This is a genomic window from Stieleria sp. JC731, from assembly GCF_020966635.1.
GTDB lineage: Bacteria > Planctomycetota > Planctomycetia > Pirellulales > Pirellulaceae > Stieleria.
This window is the reverse complement of the sequence record NZ_JAJKFQ010000001.1, coordinates 683,079-703,816: the sequence shown is the minus strand read 5'-3', so window position 1 is coordinate 703,816 and position 20,738 is coordinate 683,079. Positions and strand designations below refer to the sequence as shown.

Genomic DNA, 20,738 nt, shown 5'->3' with positions numbered 1-20,738 from the left:
CAGTCTGCTAACTAAAGTCAACTCCGCCGAGTGTCTCCATCTGGAACTGCCCCGATGATCGACGGAGTCGACCTCGCCTTCGGTGGGGACCTTCGTATTTCGCAACAGAATGCAGCCGGTGATGTTTTGCAAAGACAGCAACTAGTGACACACCGTTGACAATCAGAACGGTGGATTGCAACCAGTTCAAATTTTTGAGTCCATATGTGTTTGTGGTGGCGAAATTTGGCTCTTTTTGCAGGGGCTCTTCTGGCAAGGGAACGTACACCGGTGTTCCAGCGACAAAACATTTGACGGTCATTGCGCCACCAAGACCGGTCACCATCTGCCCGTAGAACGCGTACTGCAAACTGGTCTGGTAGTCCTGCCCGGTTGCCATCCCGTAAGCAAACCCCGCAGCCGCGCCGCCTGAATCGATCGCAACCGCTTTGGTCGCATAACGGAGAGCAGCTCCCTTCGATACGGTTGCAACGCGACGGGCGTAGGCCGCAGCACCAGCCCCATAGAACCCTCCCATCATGCTGCCCAGCGTGTATCCGTTGGCAAGATCCCAACCGTTTTCATTGGCAACGACCAAACCGATCGCACCCCCACCGAGACTGGCGAAAGCGCCCGCAGGTGCGGCGGCCCCCAATCCGGCTCCCAACATCAGCTGCCAGAAACCGGAAGATTGGCCAGACAACTCACCTTGAATGTAAACGTCAATTGCCCCGGCCCACATTCCCAACACCGCTGGTGCCGCCGTCCCACCGCTTAGCACCAAGGCAGTCGTTGTCGCAACGACGAGTGCGGTTGTAGCCGCAACGGTCGTCGCTCGCACTCCAAAGACAGTGTTGTGTTCAAGGCCATCGGTGCCCTGACCGATCAGCCATTGGCCGACCCCTTCAGCTCCCCAGGCTCCGGCAACAAATCCGGCACCAACGATGACTCGGTTCGCAAAGTCGGAACCGATGCCAATCACAATATCCGTTCCGCGGCCGACTGCGGTGGCAAACCCGGATATGTCTTCACCGATCGCAGAAACGACCGCCGAAATTTCGTCTTCATAGGGACGGAGCTGTGCTGCAATCCATTGCCCAGCGGCCGCGGATACATCCACCAAGGGCTGCGCGGCGGTGACAAGTGCGTCGACCATCGCCCCGGTCATATCTACAACATCCGCCAAACCGCTACTCTGATACGCTTCCTTGATAACCGGCACCAGAGCGCTGCCGTACGTGAACGTTCCGAACGATTCGTTGTGCACAAGCACAAACTCATCTGTGCCGGGAATACGAACGTGATAGTTGTGCTGACCGGTCACGCAAAAGTTGAACACCGGAACCGTTTCACCTGTGCGAACAGAAACGGCGGTGACGGTCACCGTCTGACCGTCAGCCGAAATCAGCCGATCACCCGAACGCAGTTCCTTCGCAATCTTCCACGTTCCGCCATTGGTTGAATTCGCGACATCTTCGTAATCGACGACAAAAAATGCGTGCCCCTCGGTCGTAAGTAACTGCGTCTTTCCGACGAACAACGCAATCAAGCATTGAGTTTCGTTCTGATAAACTTCACTCACCGCCCCTTCGGAAATCTCCGATGCAACAGCATGGGACGATTGGTCGGGCTGATCACACTGGCCCCCGCTTGAGTGAACCCAGCGTGAAAGAACGCGATCGCCTGGCTGGATTGTTTCAATCGATTTGGAACGACCATCCGACATCAGCACTTCTGTGCCTGCAGGAAAACAATATTGCCTTGCTGCTGTGGCTCCTGCGTTGGCAAAGTTGTCAACCATCGCGCTGCCGGACCAAGCACGACCATCCACGACGGTTCCGATAGCACTGGCCTGGACACCACGGAAGCTTGCGTTGGCCAATGAGCTCACTGGCTGGCTGGACGCCGTTTGAATCACCGAAGCGCTAATTGATGTGACCGACTCCGGTCCGCCGCCGGTAGGAACTTGTGGTGCATCGCCCCAACCCAATGGAGCACCTGTTGGCGAGTGATCTAAATCTCCTGGTATTTCGCTGGCCGCATTGGACGTATCAACAAAACCGTGCAGCTGGTCGTAGCGACTTACCCCGGTGATTGACAGCTCGATATCGCCATCGATGTAGTTGCCTTCATGAGCGACAACTTGATCGATGGCTTCGTTAATGTTGTCAGTGACTCCGCTGACCGTTTGGAACCCCTGAACTGAACCACGAAGCGATGTTTCACGCTGGAAGTTCCCGGACTCGGTCTGAACCGTTTCGATTTGCGTGAATCGATCGACGCCGGTCAGTTGTGTTTCGTAAATACCGCCAACTTCACTTATTGCCTCTGTTAATGTGTAGGTATCAGTTCCGGTGGTGGTTTGAGTGATTTGACCAGTAAGAGAATTAACTTGATTGGAAGATTCAAATGACTTCGCACCTTCCCCGCTGAAGTCGACTTGGCCATCAATGCCACGGTCGATGATTTGATGATAGGAATAGACTTCGCTTCCTTGTTCATCGACTTGAAAGCCCCCAGTCACTGAATTCCCGTTGGACTCAGCCACTAGCTCCGATACCGACAGTGCCTCGTAGTCGACGAGGAACGCATTCACCGTTCCATCCTGAGTTAGTGCGACGACGGTTTCCGCTTGCGATTCCGATGAAAACTGTCCGGTGATCTCATTTCCGATGCTTGTCTGTGTGCGTTCGGTCTGAACCGAATTGACCGTTGTCTGATCATGACGTCCGTCAGTTGAGCGAATCAATTGGGATGTAATCACCTCAGATTCCAGCAATTCGCTGGTGCTGTATTCGCCGGTGTATCGATTCCCGGATGCCTGCAGACTTGATTGCCCCGAAGACGTTTCGTCGATCGAAAGCAAGTTCCCACCGCCATCGACCTGACGGCGATTTATCAATGATGTTGAATCATTGGACTCATCGGATTGGAAACTCCCCTGTATTTGGTTGCCGTCTTCACTAGAGTCAAAAACCGCTTCGCGATGCGTACTGGCAGTGTAGGTCTGAGAACGTGTGCCGGTTTCTGAAACATCCTCCACCATTGATCCAGATGTGGCAGTTGCATAAATGCCTGTGATCGCGTTTGTTGATGACTCGGTACGATTTTCACTAGATGTATTGCCGAACTTGGCATCACTCCCGTCTCGATAGGTCACTTGCTTACTAAATTCAGAGCTTCCGACCGAGGAACTTTCTGAGGTTGAATGCGTTGAAACACTGTTTCCTTGGACGGTGGTCTCTATCGTCAATTGACTCGTTTCTTCGGATACGAAGGTACGGTCATCAATCGCTCCGGACTGTTCTAAAGAACGATTCTCTGTGGCGATAATCGAATCGGCATACTCGCCTGTTACGGAATTGCCTTGGCGAGTCTGTTGGACTTCACTGCTGGTGACCGTATCACCTACCACGTTTCGCCCCGTGTTTAGATCATTCGATTGGCGTCTCTCGGTCGAATCGAGCGCGGAAGTCGATGTATAGAGCCCCGTCAAATCATTCCCCAACTCACGAAAGACTTCATCAACGTCTTCTGTCGTACTGCTTATCAACAAATCTGTCTGATTAACGGCCTCGCCTTCTGTCGTCATCGAAACCGATCGGACAACATCTTGCTCGTATCCTCCATCGACGGCATTCCCGGACCTCGTCGACGTGGTGTGCGTCGTCATATCGACAGTGCTTGACGTTGTCGACGTCTGGTTCTCGATGACCTGAACCGATGAAATACTTTGGTCGGCGATTGTTTCCATCTGATAGGTATGAAACCGTGTATTCCCGGTTTCATCCGATGCAGTTGTCGTCCTTTCGCTTTGTGAGGTGGTTTCGAGGAATCGAGTCTGATTTGTCGATTCACCTGTTGTCTGAGTCGTCGTTTCAGTCTGAGCTTGCCGGTGATAATCACCAACGATTTGATTGCCTTGCACAACCATCGTGCTTAACGCAACTACGTCTTGGTGTAGCGAATCAATAGAGGTCTGATTGCGTGTAACCTCATCCAATTGCATCGCTGATTCACCGGTGGTGGTTGAACTGTACACCCCTGTGATTTTGTTTGCGTCGCTCTCTGAAACGGAACGGGAAGACGACTGAGACTGCAAAACAATTGTCAGAGACTGATTCGAATCCGTTTGCATCAGCGACGACTCCGTTGCGAGGTCTGATCGTGATGTCGCCTGGCCACTGATGTCATTCCCAGCAACTTCAGTCCTCGCCTCGCTATTCTCGGTCCCTTCGCTAGTGGAAACTGACATTTGGTTGGTTGACGTTGTTTCGAACGAGACCGTGGAAACAAGATCGGATTCGTCGCTGTAGACACCGGTCACTTGGTTTCCTATTCGATCGGTCACAATGGTGGATTCGCTCGACTGAACAGATGCAACATGTAGTGTCTGGTTATGACTTTGCTCGTTAGACGATTGCTGCGAAACGGTTGTCGATCGTGATGTATAATCTCCCGTGATGACGTTCGAGGACGAGGTCATGTCAGTGGTATCCGACGAAGTGAAAGCGGACTCGACCGTCACCACCGAACGGTTATTTTCACTTGACGTCCCCGCTGCAACAGATTCTGAGTGACTTTCAACGGTACGAACCCCGGTGAAATCGTTCGCCACGGTCATGACATCCGTTATCGATGTCGCACTGGATGTATTTGATGCGACCAGATCCAGATAAACGTAGGTTTCACTGAACGTCGTAGCGGATTCAATCGAAGTTGTAGATTCAGAGTCGCCCGTGATTCGATCGCCACTGGTTGTGGTGACAGTCGTTGTTGCCTCGGTCAACTCATTCGTACTGTCGGGTCCAGTCAGGTTCTGTTCCCGCGACTGCGAAGAAGTGGTCTGAATGATCGACGTATTGTAGTCGCCAGTGACTCGGTTCCCCTCCTCAATCGATTGTTGATCGGATTGGCTTTCGAATTCCGAATCGACGATTAAGGTTTGATTGACATCATGTTGTGCCCCCACGATGACTTCGATAACAGTGGACTCAGCTTGATAGCCGCCGGTAATCTCGTTCCCTGAATCAATCGAACTTGACGATGTCTGTGTCGTAAAAGTACTCGTCACCTCCAGAGACTGATTTTGCTTCCCAGTTGTCGTTGTCGCTTGTGACTCGGCCAACCGACTTGAATCGAACGCACCTGAAATCGCATTTCGTGTCTGCTCGTTTGACCAAGTTGTCACCGTAGCCAAAGTCTCGCTGACAGACTCAGTTCCGATCTGACTGCTCGAAGTCACTGTCTCGGTCGAGTTTCCAGATTCGGCTGTAGTGGAATCCCCGATGATTGCGTTTCCAGAATTGGTCGATGTCGTCTCTGACAAAGACGAAGTCTCAGTCGACGCTTGATAACCTTGATTCGTTGTCGATTCGGTCCGCGTCTCGCTGACGGCGTCGCTTGATACCGACGAAAACGTCCCGGTGTAACTGTTTTGATTCGTTGTCAATTCAATGTTTGATTCACGATCCACAACGATGCTTACCAGCAAGCCTTGGTTGCTATTCGCCTGAGTCAACTTCTGTGAAGTGTCGACGCTCAATTCAGAAACGCTGGCACCGGAAACCGTATTCCCCGTGATGGATTCAGTTCGTTGTTCTGCTGATAGCTCAGTAGAATCAACGACCAATGGCCCGTTCGTCGATTGCGAAACATGTTCGAGACTGGTATCCGCTTGCGACTCACTGGCGAAAGCCCCGGTCACGTTGTTTCCTTCGACTGCGTTTTCGTAGGCTGTCGATTCGGAAATGGAATACTTGACGAAAAGAGATTTGTTTTCGTCTTCACCGCGAATCAACGCATCTTGAGTCCCGGACACAGTTTCGACGTAAACACCCGTCAAAGCGTTCTCAGTCCGCTCCGCTATCGAATCAAACCGAGTCTCTTCATCAATTTCGGAAACGAGCGAAAGATTGCCGACGGTCTCTGTTCTGGTGCGGCTACCAGTGTTGACGGTAGTTGATGTCGATGTCCCATCAATCGCATTGCCGCTAAACGCCGCGTTAATCTCAACAGATTCATCAATCACGGTCGCGACATTGATCGATTGATTCTGGAAGGTGGTATGTAGGTTTGTTGAGGTGACCGAATAGGACTCTCCCGAACGATCGCCGGTTACCACATTCCCTTCAAGCGTCTCGGATGCCGATCCTGATTCGGTACCGATCACGGTCGAGACCGATGTTCCATTCACGGACTCTTCTTCGGTCGATGTGACCTGCGTAGATTCCGTTGAGCGGGTGAATTCCCCGGTGATCTGGTTACCCGTTTCCTGACTGGACTGCGATACATTCACCAGCGATTCATTCGCCGTCTGCAATGCCTGGTTGTTCGACGAGGTACTCCGACTTGTCGCAACCTGACTTGAAGCTTGAACTTCATAAGTCCCTGTTATGGAGTTGATCGTGCTCGTCGAAGTCCCTGACGTTTCATCCGTGACTTCGATTACATTGGTCTCTAGACCGACCTGGCTAAAATCGCGTTGGCTTAGCGTTTCGGTGAACGTTGTGTAGTTTTGCGATGTCCCCTCGCTCGAATTCCCGTTTGTCTGTGACGTGGTTTCGGTATCAATTTGAAGCTCCGCTGAAACGCTCAGTGCCCCATTCGTCGTTTCATCGGATCGGCTAGACTGGCTGCGAATCAATTCGTCGCGTTGATAATTACCTCGGTGTTGATTCCCCGTGGTACTGCCTATCGATTCGGAAACGGTTTCGGACAACAATTCGGTCGACCGCGTTTGATTTTGGACCGTCTGTGACTCGTCTGTTTGATGAGTCGTGACCCAAGTTTCGACGTAGTCGCCGAGGATTGAATTCCCCGACTTCGTCGTTTCTGACACAATCTGCACATCCGATTGATTCTCAATCGACAGCGTTTGTGCGGCCTCGGAATAGTCAGTCACGGAAGACTGCTGCAGCGATTCACGAGCGCTGTAGTGACCCAAAATCGAGTTCCCTTCCGTACTGCTGGAGATTACAGACTGTGTCGTCTCAACCGCATTTGTACGACGACTCCTGTTGTTGGTTTCGACGGAACGCGTTTGATTCGTGTTTGCGGACCGGACTTCGGCATAGTCTCCGGTATGGCTATTGCCGTCGCTTGTAACGACAACAAAGGTTTCTGATTCAGTGTTCTGCTGAGTCTGCCGAGATTGATTCGTTGTCTGCGTCGAGGACTCGGTTCGCGTTGTAACCGATTGATTCGAATGAGTCTCTCCGGTGATACGATTGGACTCGATATCGGCGTTCGCTTGCGAAGTCGTCGACGTCGCTGAGGTTTGTCTGATTGTTTGATTTTCGAGAATCGATGTCGAATCAACTAGGTTTGTCGTCTGGGAACTCTGCTCTGATTGTCCGCTAACTTCGTTCAGTTGGCTGGTCGTCTGAACTGTCGATTCAGAGTGACTTTGCTGTGTACGAACTTGTCCTTGATTGCGATTGACTGACTCTCGATCCGAATCGGAGGTCAACGTTGACATCGAACTCGACCTACCACTGATCGAATTCCCGCTTGAATCGCTTTGGTTTTCTGAACGTGATGTCTCCGACGTTTCAGTGCTTGAACTGCCACGTTCGTGGATCACGATCGATCGCTGCGTGGTCTCTGACGAAGAAGAAGATTCAAAGTCGCCTTCGATACGATTGCTAGTCGAAGACGATGTGACTGAATTTATAGAATGTGAAACCGATTGCGACTGATCATCAAGATAAACATTCGCACCTGCGTCAATGACCAACGACAGCCCACCAGACAGCGACTCAAACCCCGTCCCAACACCGATCGGGAATACCATGTCATCCGCCAGTGTTAATGGGCTGCCCCCAGCAAGTGACACCGAAATCCCAAGTGTTTCAGATGTCATTTCGGAGTCCGTCTGCAGATCTCCGCGAATTTGATTTCCGATTGATTGCGTTTCAGTAGCCGACTCGCCACGTGAAACCGCATAGGAACCGGTGGCTTGATTAATCGTATCGGAGCGTTGCTGGAATTCGGTGGAAACACGGCTGACGGACTGCGTTGCGCCGGTAAACTCATTGACCGACTGCTCGGATGTCGAACTTGTTGTCGACATGCCGATCTTTTTCGTTACTTGCGGCCCAATGTTGATTTCCGTTTCAGATTCGGATTGGGACGTCTCACGTCTTTGAGACTGGCTTTTACCTGAGAAGCGATTTCCTTGAATCACGGATCGTGATGAAGAATCGCTGCGAGTCGTGCTAAGTAGGCTTTGCTGCAGATTTGACTCGGTTGAATCGATCGTTGCCCGTACCCGCTCATTAACCTCCGATTCAAAAGCTCCCAAAATCGTGTTGGAAACAGATCGGACGCTTGATTCCGACAGCGACTCGGTCTCCCGATGAACCGTCCGACTTTGATTCATGTTGTCAGAAAGTGTTTCAACCCGAGTGGTGTTCTCTTCATTCTTCTCAACACGACCTGAAATTGAATCTCCATGCCCAGAAAAGATGGATTCAGACGTGCGACTCTGCTGACTCGATGAACCGTCAACAATTCCGCTGACATCTGTATTGGCAGACAACTGCTGCGACGTATTGGTTCCGAAGCTGTAGCCTTGGAATTGATAAGTACCTCCCTTTAGGTTGCCGAGCTTGCTTGATTCGCTTGACGTTTCCGATTGTGTTTCAGTTTCGGTGCGGAGTTGCTGGTTGGTTGTGACCGAATGAGACTGCGTGATCGATTCGGAGCTTTGCCTAAGTTCGAAATCTCCAGACTTCTTGTCGCCGACAGTTCGTTTCTGTCCCGTTGTTGTCCCACTTCCTTCAGAAACGGATACCAGAGGACCATTTGTGGTTGTCGAGGTTGATGAAAACTGATTTGCAAATGTCTCATCGTAGACGTAGGTTCCGGAATAAAGATTGCCGGACTGCCTAACCAACGAATTTGATTCGGACGAAGTTGAAGCGACGGTTAGGAAATCGATATCAGCTTGGTTCGTCGTTGAAGTTCCGTTTGTGGTTTCCGCGAATGTGGAGATTTCAAAATCGAACAATCCAGTTTCGTCATTGCCAACTCCGGTCAAGCTTGCTTCGGCGTGGTGACTCGTTGTCGATTCATAGCGATGCCCTTGGTTTTCCTCGAGCACCTCTTGATCTGAAACGGTGACAGATTGGCGACTTAGGTTGAAATGTCCTGTCTTGATATTCCCAGACTTTTCGGATGTCGACGTCGATGTTGATGTTCCGGTCGTCGCTGACACCTGAGGACCATTTGTCTCGCGGCGATCAACAATCTGACTAGTCACACTTGTCGTCATCGCAATGGCGTAGTCACCCGACCCGGAAACTGTTCCGACGGAATGGAACATGGACGCCGACGTCGCCAGGTCGGTAAACGCGAAGTCCTGTCTTCCCCCGGAATGATCGATTGCCGAAGTGCTAACGGTTAACAAATCGCGAGTTGCGCTTCCCCTGGTCCCGAATTCGTGAAGCGTTTCCTCTGTTGTCTGCTTTCCAGACATCACGAAGTTGCCAACGAATGATGCCCCGCCACCTCCGATAATTGCATCGAGTTGTCCAAGGAGATCGCCATCGACTAAACGTTCACCGACTGTTGTATAGTCCGTTTCTTTTTGAGACTGCAGAGTCCAGTCAAAGGTGCCGTTCGCCCAAGTTTTTTCATCGACAAACTGGCTAACAATCGACGAAGTTGTCGTTGCAATTTGAGCGTAGGAATTCGACTGGGTTGTAGAAGTCAACTCGGCTTGACCATCAAACGCCGTTTCGTACTGGGAAACGGAGAATGCGATGGGCGAGAAAGTCACGCCATCGATCGTCCCGCGTGCTAAAACCTTTCGCACGTGAATGCCAGCCCCATCACCTTGTTGGCTGGCGTTGGGTTCGCCTTGCCCATCGCTTCCGGCAGTTTCGTATCCGAATCCATAGGAAAACGCGGCGGTCCCCAACGAGACCACTTCAAAAGTTCCCGCGGAACGATCGATGGACACTACCGTTCGCAGCCCGAGCGAATCTGCCGTCGGCATATTGGAGGAACTGCTGTTGCTTTGCCCGGCTCCTGATTGACCGCGAGATTGCTGATCAAATTCAGTTAATGGGGAGGCGAAGCTTTGGATATGTGGCTTAATGGACTTTCCATCGCTATCGACCAGGACGAGTTTTTCGATTGCCTCTTCGGACTTTACATTGACAACATTGGCTAGCGTTGTCGCAAGTCCACCGGTTTGATTCTTTTGATCGGTAATCTGAACGGTAACCGCATAGGGGCCTTCACGATTAAAGATATGATCCGCAATGACTTCGAACCGTGCTCCACCGGTTGAACGGACCAAGCCATCGACCAACGTCCCGTCGCCGAAATCCACGGTCGCGACAAACTGGCTTGCGGTTGCATTTGGATCGCCGGCGATAAAAGATGCGATCGCCGCGCCGTCTTGTCGTTCGTACGTCGCGTTCTCGCTCAAAGGCCGGCCTTCGAGTGCGTAAATGACTTCGCCTGTGGCAAACACCGGCGGTGTGGCCATGACGACTTTTTCACCCGTGGAAAACGCGATCTGCCCCGAATTATTGACGATGTCAAAGCCATTGATCTCGCCAACGTTTCCGATTCCCGGCAAGACATCACCGATTTGGACAACCGTTGCGTGACCATAGAAAAATGGTGCCGGTACCACGTCGCCAGATTGGTCACTTGGAAAGACAAATCTTGCGGAATGCAGGCCCCGATTTCCATCGCCATCGGTCGCCATAAAAGACACGCTAAAGTAGGGAGCGCCCGCGGGCGGATCTTGGGCAGGGTTTAACGATTGCGATAGTCCACCTGACTGACTTGGTTGGTTTTGACCGGCACCGCTGCCAGCTCCGCCACCACTGACTCGCACAGAACCGTTGATCCCGATGGGTCCCGCAAGGACGCTGGCAATGCCTCCAACATCGACCCCACCGATGTCAACTTCGTTGGAATCCAAAACACCATCGCCCGACTGCCCCACGACTTTTACCCAGTTGCCGCTTTCGGCATCAACTGCATAGATTCCGATTCCCAGTGGTCCTTCAGCTGCAGCCGCGATGACACCGGTATCGCTGATAGAAACTTCATCTCCTATCGCGCTCAAACCGAACGTCTTGACCGCTCCATTGATCGAGACGGCTTTCACTTGGCCACCTTCGACATAGGCTGCCCAACCATTGTCAGAAAGCTGAATGTTCTTGATCGGTTCAGCAACCGGGACACTGACGTACGGCTGCGCTCGATCGCGACTGTAGGTCACAATATTTAACCCCGGTTCAACTTCGGAATCATTGGTTTCGGCGATGAAGACCGTTTCGCCACGATTGTTCACGGAACTTGTTTCGGGCCGAATCGAAACAAATGGAGTCACGTAAAGCTGGTCGGTATAAACTGGCATCAATGAAGTGGTCAGTGCTACCGATTTCAAGACCGTCGCGTCGACCGCGTCCGGGTTTTGAAAGGCATTCCAAACCGGATTCACTGGTGTGAAGTAACCGCTTGCCCAACTGGGATTGATCGTCCAAACGCGCGGAACCATTGTTGTCTGAAGCGTCAATGCGGTTCCGACAATAGGCGGCAGAACTGCAAGCGTGGTCAGGAATTCGAGATCCATCATCGTCGGATCTCCCCAACGCAAACCGCTGTTGGCAAGCCCCATGTCTCCCACACCGATTTGCCGTGGCGGAGCGTACGAAGGCTGGCTCGTGACCGGATTGTTTGTCACTCCCGTTAGGCCGCCCGATGGTGGTGGAACTGACGACTGTGTCAAAAGACGCTCAGCATTCCACAGTTCACTGTACGTCAACGCCAGATCCGTAAACTCCATCACGGGTGCGCCCAACGCGACGATCCCAATCATCCCCCGTGCGTTCAAATGCCTCTGAGCGTAGACGCCGCTCTGATCATTGATCTGAACGGTGTTGCTAAATTGCATGCTGGGAGTGGTCCCGACGGTACCTCTGTCTGGAATCGAAACACCCGATGAACCGAGCGTTAGCGACTCAGGAATCAACGGTACAACTCCACCATCCTTGGTCCAGACATACAGATTGTCCTTTCCATCTTCGGTCGCCGAGAAAGCCACCGCGCCGTGGTTGTTGATCGAAACACCACTGCCGAGTCGATCGTATCCTTTTGCAACTAGGTCGAAACTGTAGCTTGATGGTCCGCTGCGAACGACGACCTCCACAACTCCGGTGCTGCTTGCCATCGGAGCAGACGATGATGCCAATGGACTGTTCTGACTCAGTACCAAAGCCCCTGCTCCCTGCCCTGCACTCTCCGTCACCGTGTAGGTAAACGAGTCGACAACATCGATCCCTTGTAGTTTGAACTGGGCGAGCGTCGAACTGCTCGTTGGGTCGTAGCTAAAGCCACCATCTGGATGAACAATGACTCGCGCGCCGTATTCACTAAGTCCGTCGAAACTGGCAACAAGCTGTGATTCACCTTCACTAACGTCTGGGTCCGAATCATTGGTCAACAATCCGTTTTCCGCCGACACTTCGATTCGTTGTGTTGCGACGGACCAATAACCTCGATCGATGCCGTCCGCACCGACCGTCGGTGCGTCATCAACACCGATGACTTCAATCACAACGGTGCCTATCGATGAAAAGTCTTGATCGTCGATCACCGTGTAGGTAAACGTGTCAGTTGCAGTCTCACCAACCGCCAGACTGTTGAACACCCCGCGAGGATCGTAGTCGAAAGTTCCATCAGGCCTTAGAACGACCACCGCCCCTCCATCTGACAGGGCCGGCGTCTGACTGGGATCAATCACCAATGGCCCAACCGAATCAACGTCGAAATCGTTGTTGAGCAACCCATCCAAAACTGAAGTAGATAGTAATCCATCAGCCTGAATCCCTGGATACTGATCCTTAACTGCCTGAGGCGGATCATTGATTCCGGCAACGTCTAAGAAGACGGTGTAAGACTCCGAAAGGTCTCGACCGTCATCAATGCGAAACTCGAAAGAGTCCTGAATCAGCTCTCCTGGCCCCAACCCTTTGATCACCGAAACACCGGACGCGTCATAGCTAAATGTCCCATCGGAATTCAGCTGAATGATCGCGTCTCGGTTGCTATGAACCACACTGGCTTTAATCACCAGTGGGGCATCGGTTGGTAGCCGATCATCATCTACAGCGCTATCCAGTAAGCTGATAAAGCCGTCGGACAGTATGTTGCCTGATTCATCAATCTGCAGACTGATATCGGACCCGCGTGGTGGCAAGTTCAGCGAACTGAGTACGACAACTTGCGCTGTCGCGGTGCTCAGTTCACCTAGTGGATCGGCGATGGTATAGATCAATTCGTCAACTAAGCTGGCTCCAGAAGGTAAAGCATCAAAGACCGCAACGCCCGTTGGGTCATAAAGTACGCTGCCATTGACAACAGATACATCTGCACCGCGTTGACTCGTCCCTTGCACGGAAACAATCGTCAACGAATTGTTGATATCCAAATCGATGTCATTGCGAATAAGCTCGTTGGTTTCAATGAGAACCGACTGCGTGGCGCGAGTCACGATCGCGGGGTTTTGCAGATCGGCAACATCATCGATCGCTATCGGCGCTTCGTTTTTGCCTTCAACCGTCAAGAAAACTGTTGCGGTGTAGAGCTGAAGGTCAACATCGCGAACCGTATAGGTGAATGAGTCAACGACTCTTTCGCCAGCAGCCAGACTGATGTAGATGTCTTTTGTGTCAACGATGAATCCACCATTGGAATCAACAACAACGCTTGCACCCCAGCGAGTTTGATCGGATGCGGAGACGACCGCGACAACGCTTCCGGCGTCATTTTCTAGAACACTATCTGTACCGTTAAACTCTGAAATTTCACCAGCATCGATTTGGTAAAAATCGGCAACCGCAATTTGCCCACCGACTGCCGGAACGCGAGTCCAGGTGTCGACGTCGTCAACGGCAGCTTGAGCGTCTAAATCGAACATCAGCAATGATGCATTCACATTCGCCGGAGCGTTGGCGGAGGTAAAGCTAAAGGTCACTGACTCTCCCGACACCAGTCCGCTCGCCGTATCCGGTCGGAACGTCAACTGCGTTTGCCCGACTTGGTACTGCAAAGACCATTCAGCGGGAACAATCACATCTTGCATTTCCAAATCACTTGGAACGGGCAATCGGATTCCATCAAACCGTTGTGAAAGGCTTGCCGCACCTCGAAGCGTGTACGCATATCGATAGCCGTTCCCCTGCTTCGTAACGATCGTCTCCAATTGGCCTTGATCGAACGAATTCGCTTCCCATTGAACGATCGTTGGTTTGCTCTGTCGTCCCTGTTCGTCAACGGCTCTAAAGAACAGTTCATGAACACCATCCAAAAATGGTGCACCGTGGATCATTTCCAAATCCAAGGAATCCAGCATCAGCGATGTGCCGGACAAGAATCTCGTCAAATCGACAACGCGCTTTTCAAATTCTGGATCACTGCTGACCTCTGCAACGACGATTGATTCTTCAGATCGCAGATGACCGCTGATTTTAGGAGGAACCAAAGGTCCTTGATCTAACAACACAAGATCGAACGTTGGTGGCAACCACTCGCCCCTCGTAAAAACAAATTGCTGGATGCTCGGGTTTCCAGCTAGGTTTTCGATCTCGATATCGAAAACGTTTTCACCGACATCCAATGATGTCTCAAAGGCAAATTCTCCGGACGCTCCGATCTCCCACGATTGCTGTGTCCCAACCAACCGAACACGATCACCAGGTTGAGCATGACCAACCAGTCTCACATCCTGATCTAGCGTATGGGTCGGACGAACTTGACTTTGGTGAATCGGCAACAAGTCCAAACTGACCATCCCCGGTGACTGGTCATTGATGGTTAAATGAAGTGATGTATTCGTCTGTGCTATATTGCCCGCCAGATCTTCGATCGTTGCGGTAATTTCATAAACTCCGGGATCTAACTGTGGCAGCGCATACATCGCCACTCCCGTGGAATAAACGTCGCCGATCGGTTGCCCATCGATAAAGAAAGTGACCAGCGCGCCACGCTCTGCAAACTGCCGCACCGTGGGCTGCAAATCAGACGTCACATTATCAATTGCAGAGAACCCAAGGTCACTTGATGACAGTAGATCGACGGCAGAATTCACGGGTGGAGCTGTGCGATCGAGATCAAATGCGATCACCGAATCTGTAAGATTCCCAATCGCATCAATCGCTTCGATTGAAAGTTCGTATCGCCCGTCTGGCAGTGACTGGCCGACCATCGATTCCAGATGCTGGACGTCGATCGAAAGTAGTTCTTGAACCAGTAAAGGGCTTAGATCGACAGCGGGAAATTGATTCAGTGCAGCTTTTATCGAAGTGATCGCTGACGCGTCCGAAACGATCGCCTGGATCCGAGGGTCGTTGGTGCGTCCGTCTTTGTCGTCTGCACCAGAATCATTGACAAGTGCGATGTTGATTTCAGGGCCGTCTTCATCGACCAAGGTAACCGCGAACGAAATCGCCATTTGGTTCCCAGCCAAGTCGGTTGACCGAACTGAAAACTCGTTCGTCCCAACGCTCAATTCGACCTCTTCGATCGTGAATGCGCCGAAGTCATCGGCGTATGCAAAGAATGGCGAATTCGAAATCTCGACCAAAGTCCCCGGCTTTGCTGACCCTACCAGATCAACAACTGAATCCGAAGTGAAACGTGGGCCGCCAAGGTCGTTGCGACGATGCTCGGCAGATAGCTCAATGCTCGGCGAGACCAGTCGATTGTCGACAGTAATGAACCTGGGTTCGGTATAAAAACTGACGTTTCCGGCCCGGTCGATCGCTTGGGCAACAAATCGATGGCGTCCTGACGAACTGATTGCCGAAAGAGTCACTTCATTCGACGCAGTGACTGCGTCCACCTGGACTCCGTCGGCAAACAGAATGATCTCTGCATCCGTCGCCGTCCCACCGGAGCTGAACTTTAGGTTGGTCTGGTTGGTCACTCCGTCACCGAGCACTCCGGAATCGTGGTTGGGCTCCAGAACCAATGGAAACGGAGCGTTGGGCTGAGTCGTATCGAGCTGAAACACGAATTCTTCAATCAAGGAAACGTGCCCCAACACGTCCATCGCCCTCGCCCGGACACTGACTTGGCCATCATCTAGCGATTCCCCGGCGATCGTTTCAAGAATCGATCGTGACAGTTCAAACGAACGATCCTTCAACATGCCCAGAGCGTCGATAAACGGTCCGTTCTGCACGCTCAACTGAAACTGTTCGATTCGGCTCGCATCGTTGACGATGCCAATGACATCCGGAATCCGCGTCAATCGGTCGTGATTGTCTGCCCCTGTGTCATTCCGCAGTTCCATCGATATTTCAGGAGCCGATAAATCTGGCGGAACAAATTGAATCGACTTGACGACCTCGATCGGATTGCCAGACAAATCTTCAGCCACAATGCGAAATGCATTTGTTCCGCTCGTAAACGTCACTCCATCGAATCCAAAGACTCCGCTGGAGTCAGCAAGCGTGGAAGCGATCGGTGTTTGCGAGTCAAATCCACGATAGAGTTTGACCAGAGCCATCGCTTCGCTATCCCCGGTGATCGATCCGCGATCGCTACCGTACGGCGGCAAAGTGATCGACGCATCAAGTTGCCCTGGTGCAATCGTGTCGATCATCACCGCAAGCGGACTGCCCATGTCGCTAACGTTGCCAGCCACATCGGTCAAACTTGCGGTGATCTGATGGAGCCCATCGGTCAGGTCTTCCAACGTAATCTCGCTTTCCCCTTTACCCAAATCGAACTGTTGTATCGGGGTGCCATCGGCATAGATCTGCACGATCCCAGGTTCGGGAATATCGACGGCCAGTGCTAACGCGGTATATCTGGTGACGGCATCCGATGAGTCTCGTCCGGAATCTCCACGAGGATTCAATGACAATCCAGTCACCGGCGCAGGCGTTGTTCGATCGAGCCGCAGCGTTAAAGACTGTTGTTCGGACTGGTTCCCGTATTCATCGATGGCTTCAAAGGTGAGCATCAACAATCCGTCTTCAAAACTGTTCCCGAACGCAGATTCGATCTGACTGGTGGTCAACTGAAAAGTGCCGCCAGAGACCTCGCCGATCATGTCGACCGGATCGAAAACTTGAATCCGATCGGTTTGGTCGGAAATCAGTTCGACAGAAAGCCAGAGGTGCTCGATTACGGAACTGTCATCAATCGCTCCTGTGACATCCAACGAGTAGCTCAACTGATCATTGAAGTAACGTCCGGTATCATCCGCTAAAGCGATCGCCACCAGCGGTGGATCAGACTCCAACCTGGGCCTGAACAATTGCAAAGTTTTTGTGAACGAATTACCGAGATCATCTTCGACAGAAAATACAAGTCGATTGGTACCAAACTGCAGTGGCACACCTGAAAGATGAAAATCCCCGCTTGCATCTGCGACGACCTGCAATGTCGCTGATGAATCCATCCAACGAACTACCGCGCCGGGCTCAGTCATTCCAGAGATCACAACGTTTGCCAAGTCAGTTGACCGATCGCCCAAGTTGCCGGTGTCACTGGCCGGGTCAAGATACAGACTCGTGAACTGCGGTGCGGTTCGATCGATCGTCAATGTCAGTGGATCGCTGTGTCCGCTTCGATTGCCGGTCGGGTCTTCTGCTGTGGCGGTAAATGTGTACGTTCCGTCTGCAAGCGATCCTAAATTGACAGGAAAATCGATCGGATTATCGACGATTCCCAGGCCCACTTCGGCAGATCCATTTTGGTAAAGCCGAACGATGCTGCTGGCCTCACCTCCAATCCGAAGCATCAGCTCCGAGTCTGAAATGATCGTTGAAGCCACCTCCATTCCGTCGCTGTCAACGAGGATCGGTCTCGTCGGTACCGAAGGTGCGGTTTCGTCAACTTCGAATACCAACGTCAAAGGCTCTGATCGATTCCCCCAACGATCGGTTGCCTGAAACTGCAATTGATGCTGTGATTCGTCCAAAGTTTGTGTGGATCGTGCAAACAAGTCCGAAAGCGGTATTTGCAATGAGCTGTCCGCTGACAAATCGTTTGCCAGGTCAACCGGATCATCACCGTTGACGATGACCGAAAAGCTTTCGATCTCGCTGACATCCTCGACAAGGACAGATAGGATCGCGTCTCTTTGAAATGAATCGACAAGTGGCAGACGGTGATCCGGCAACGTGATTCCAGCAATCACTTGCGGAGGATGCTTGTCAGTGGTGGATGGGTAGCGGTTCCGCCAAGTAATGAAGTCGTGTCGATCAATGACTCCCTCACCAGTCAAATCACGATAACGACGATACCGCTGGGATGATTCGCTGCTATTTAGACTTTGGCGGATATCGTCCCAATCGTCGGCATCAACCTCGTTGTTGCCATTGACATCTCCCAGCAGCTGATGGAAGGGTAGAGGCAGAAACTCGCTAACCGCCTCGGGACCATTGGCCATCGTTTGCAACCGATTCTGGTCAGCTGCGATTCCGGCTCGCCTTAGCAGTAGGTAGTATTGCGAATCATGATCCAACAGTCCTTCGACATCCATCAACAAGGTCGACGATGTGAGGTCATAGGAGAATCGCTCGGGGGCGATCAGCGTGTCGTTGCCATCCGCGTCTCGAATAAAGATGTCTGACATCGGATCAGCCATCCAGGGATCCTGGTTGAACGTCACCGATAGCGAATGGATATAGGACCGCTGCTCCTGACCACCATTGATTTCAAAGTCGACGATCGACATTGGATTCACAATCGTTCGACCGATATCCAGCGCAATCGTTGCCTGTGCCTGCAATTCGCTGGCAGCGTCATCTTTGGCCGAAACGACCACGGCGATCTCTGCCTGCCCGCTCCATCCTGCTGAAGGACGAATGGTCAGACCATCGAGTTCCTCAACAGCTAGCTGGTAGACGCCATCAGAAACACGCTGGCCATGGTTCAAAACCGCACCTGCCGGCAAATCGCGAATCTGAATCGTTAATACTTCGCTACCGTCGGTGTCTCCTGATGCGACGTCGATAACCAGGGGCAGATCTGTGTCCTGATCTCCGACGGTTGGGCCGACGACTAACACCGGAAGATCCGTAACAGCATCGATCTGGACGCTGACAAAGGTCTCGCCGGACATCAGCCCATTGGAAGCTCGGACTGTGTAGGTGAAGGAATCGAAACCTGCGACGTCGACGGCCGGTGCATACGTGACAATGCCACTCGATCTGTCGATGAATACTTGACCGCGACTTGGTTCAGCCACGATTGTCAAACTGGAATAGTCCCATCCGAATCCATGGTGATCATCATTGCCCAGGACGGTGATATTGACCGGTACATCTTCACTCGTCTGGACAACATCAGTCTGAGTCGCAAGCTTCTCAAGAAGGCCCGTTGTGACGGCAACTTGGTCGATTTGAATCTGACTATTCGAGGACGCAAAACCGAACAAGTCCAGTGACAAAATCGCCAATGTCCCACCGATGACATTTGAAAGGTCGATTTGAACGAGGTACGTGCCGGAGCCATCAACATCTATCAAGCCACCTAAATCGATCGTGGGATCAAGTCCAGCCGAATTGCCAACAATCACATTGGCTGCGGAAGAGTATTGACCATTGGCCCCGACGTTGAAGATCGCGTCGCTCTCTGATTTTGCAACACTGCCCGTCAGTGGCAACCGAGTGTTTGCATCCAGCAAAGCAACTTCGAACGCATCAGACGCCCTTGCATTGTCGGCAGACAACTGCAACCCAGAAACAGCCAGTGTCAAAACCGATGCGTTATTGGGTACATAGAAAGCCTGACGCAGGGACGTCTGCTGGTTATCTCCTTCACGAAGAAATGCGGACTGCCCGTTAAACGTCACGTCACCGGTTGTATGCCATGATTGCCCTGACGCTTCAAAGTTTCCGTTGCGTATCGAGAAGGCGGCTTGGCTCGTTGGTGCCAAGGTCGCGACCGAAGTGTTCGCTACATCGGTGACTGCCGTACTAGAAGTAGGCAGAATGATCGGGGCGCCGGTTCCCGTCGTTGGATCAACCGGCGTTTCCACGAATAGCGGTTGACCAATGGAAGGTTCAGGAACATGAACGTTCTCCGAAGTTGGAATCCCGAAGGGGCTGACAAACTCAACCGATCTCCGATCCGAAACGAATCCGTAATTTGCGGCTAACAACTGAGCGTCGCTCGCAGATACTTGTCCATCCGCATCGAAATCCGCAACGGGGTCAAAACCACGTTCATGAACTTGCGTCCCGAGTAAATCATTGAACATGGCGCTGTCGATTCCGTTGACAATGCCATCTCGATTGATGTCTCCGACAACATCCAAGCTTAGGCGATAGGTTCCGGATTCCGCTTGGGAAGCACCACGGACTTCTAATCGATAGAGGTCAGGACGATCGATCGCAAACAAAGCAATTGTTCGGTTGCCATCAACACTGCGTGTTACGGGAGCGAGCCCCGCGATCGTCGGTGTCGCGGCAATGAAGTTGCTGCGATAGCGTTCGACAACAGCTCGGACCCACAGTATTCCATCACGAGTTTGCTTTAATTGTTCGTTATCGATCGTCCATGCGTACTGATCGGCTTCACCAGGATCGAGACTGCCCATGATCGGTGATCCCGAAAATTCTGCCGGTGTGCCAAGGTAAGCTGTTAGAGCTTCGCCGCTCGGATACGCCAGCCCGACACCACTGCCAATTGCGACAGCCAAGGACGCCTCCCCGGATCTGTCATACCCATATCGATAAATAGGATTGGCAGTTTCAATGTTTGCACCGACC

The 20,738-nt window shown here is 52.0% G+C and carries 1 protein-coding gene (only partly in view); it reads right to left on the bottom strand.

Features of this window, described 5'->3' with window-relative positions:
• Positions 1–7: 7 nt before the first annotated feature.
• Positions 8–20,738 carry the 3' portion of a CARDB domain-containing protein gene (locus LOC67_RS02265; RefSeq protein ID WP_230260886.1) on the bottom strand. Its footprint extends 18,581 nt past the window's final position, so only the last 20,731 of its 39,312 coding nucleotides appear in the window; its start codon lies beyond the right edge, outside the window; the stop codon is at positions 8–10.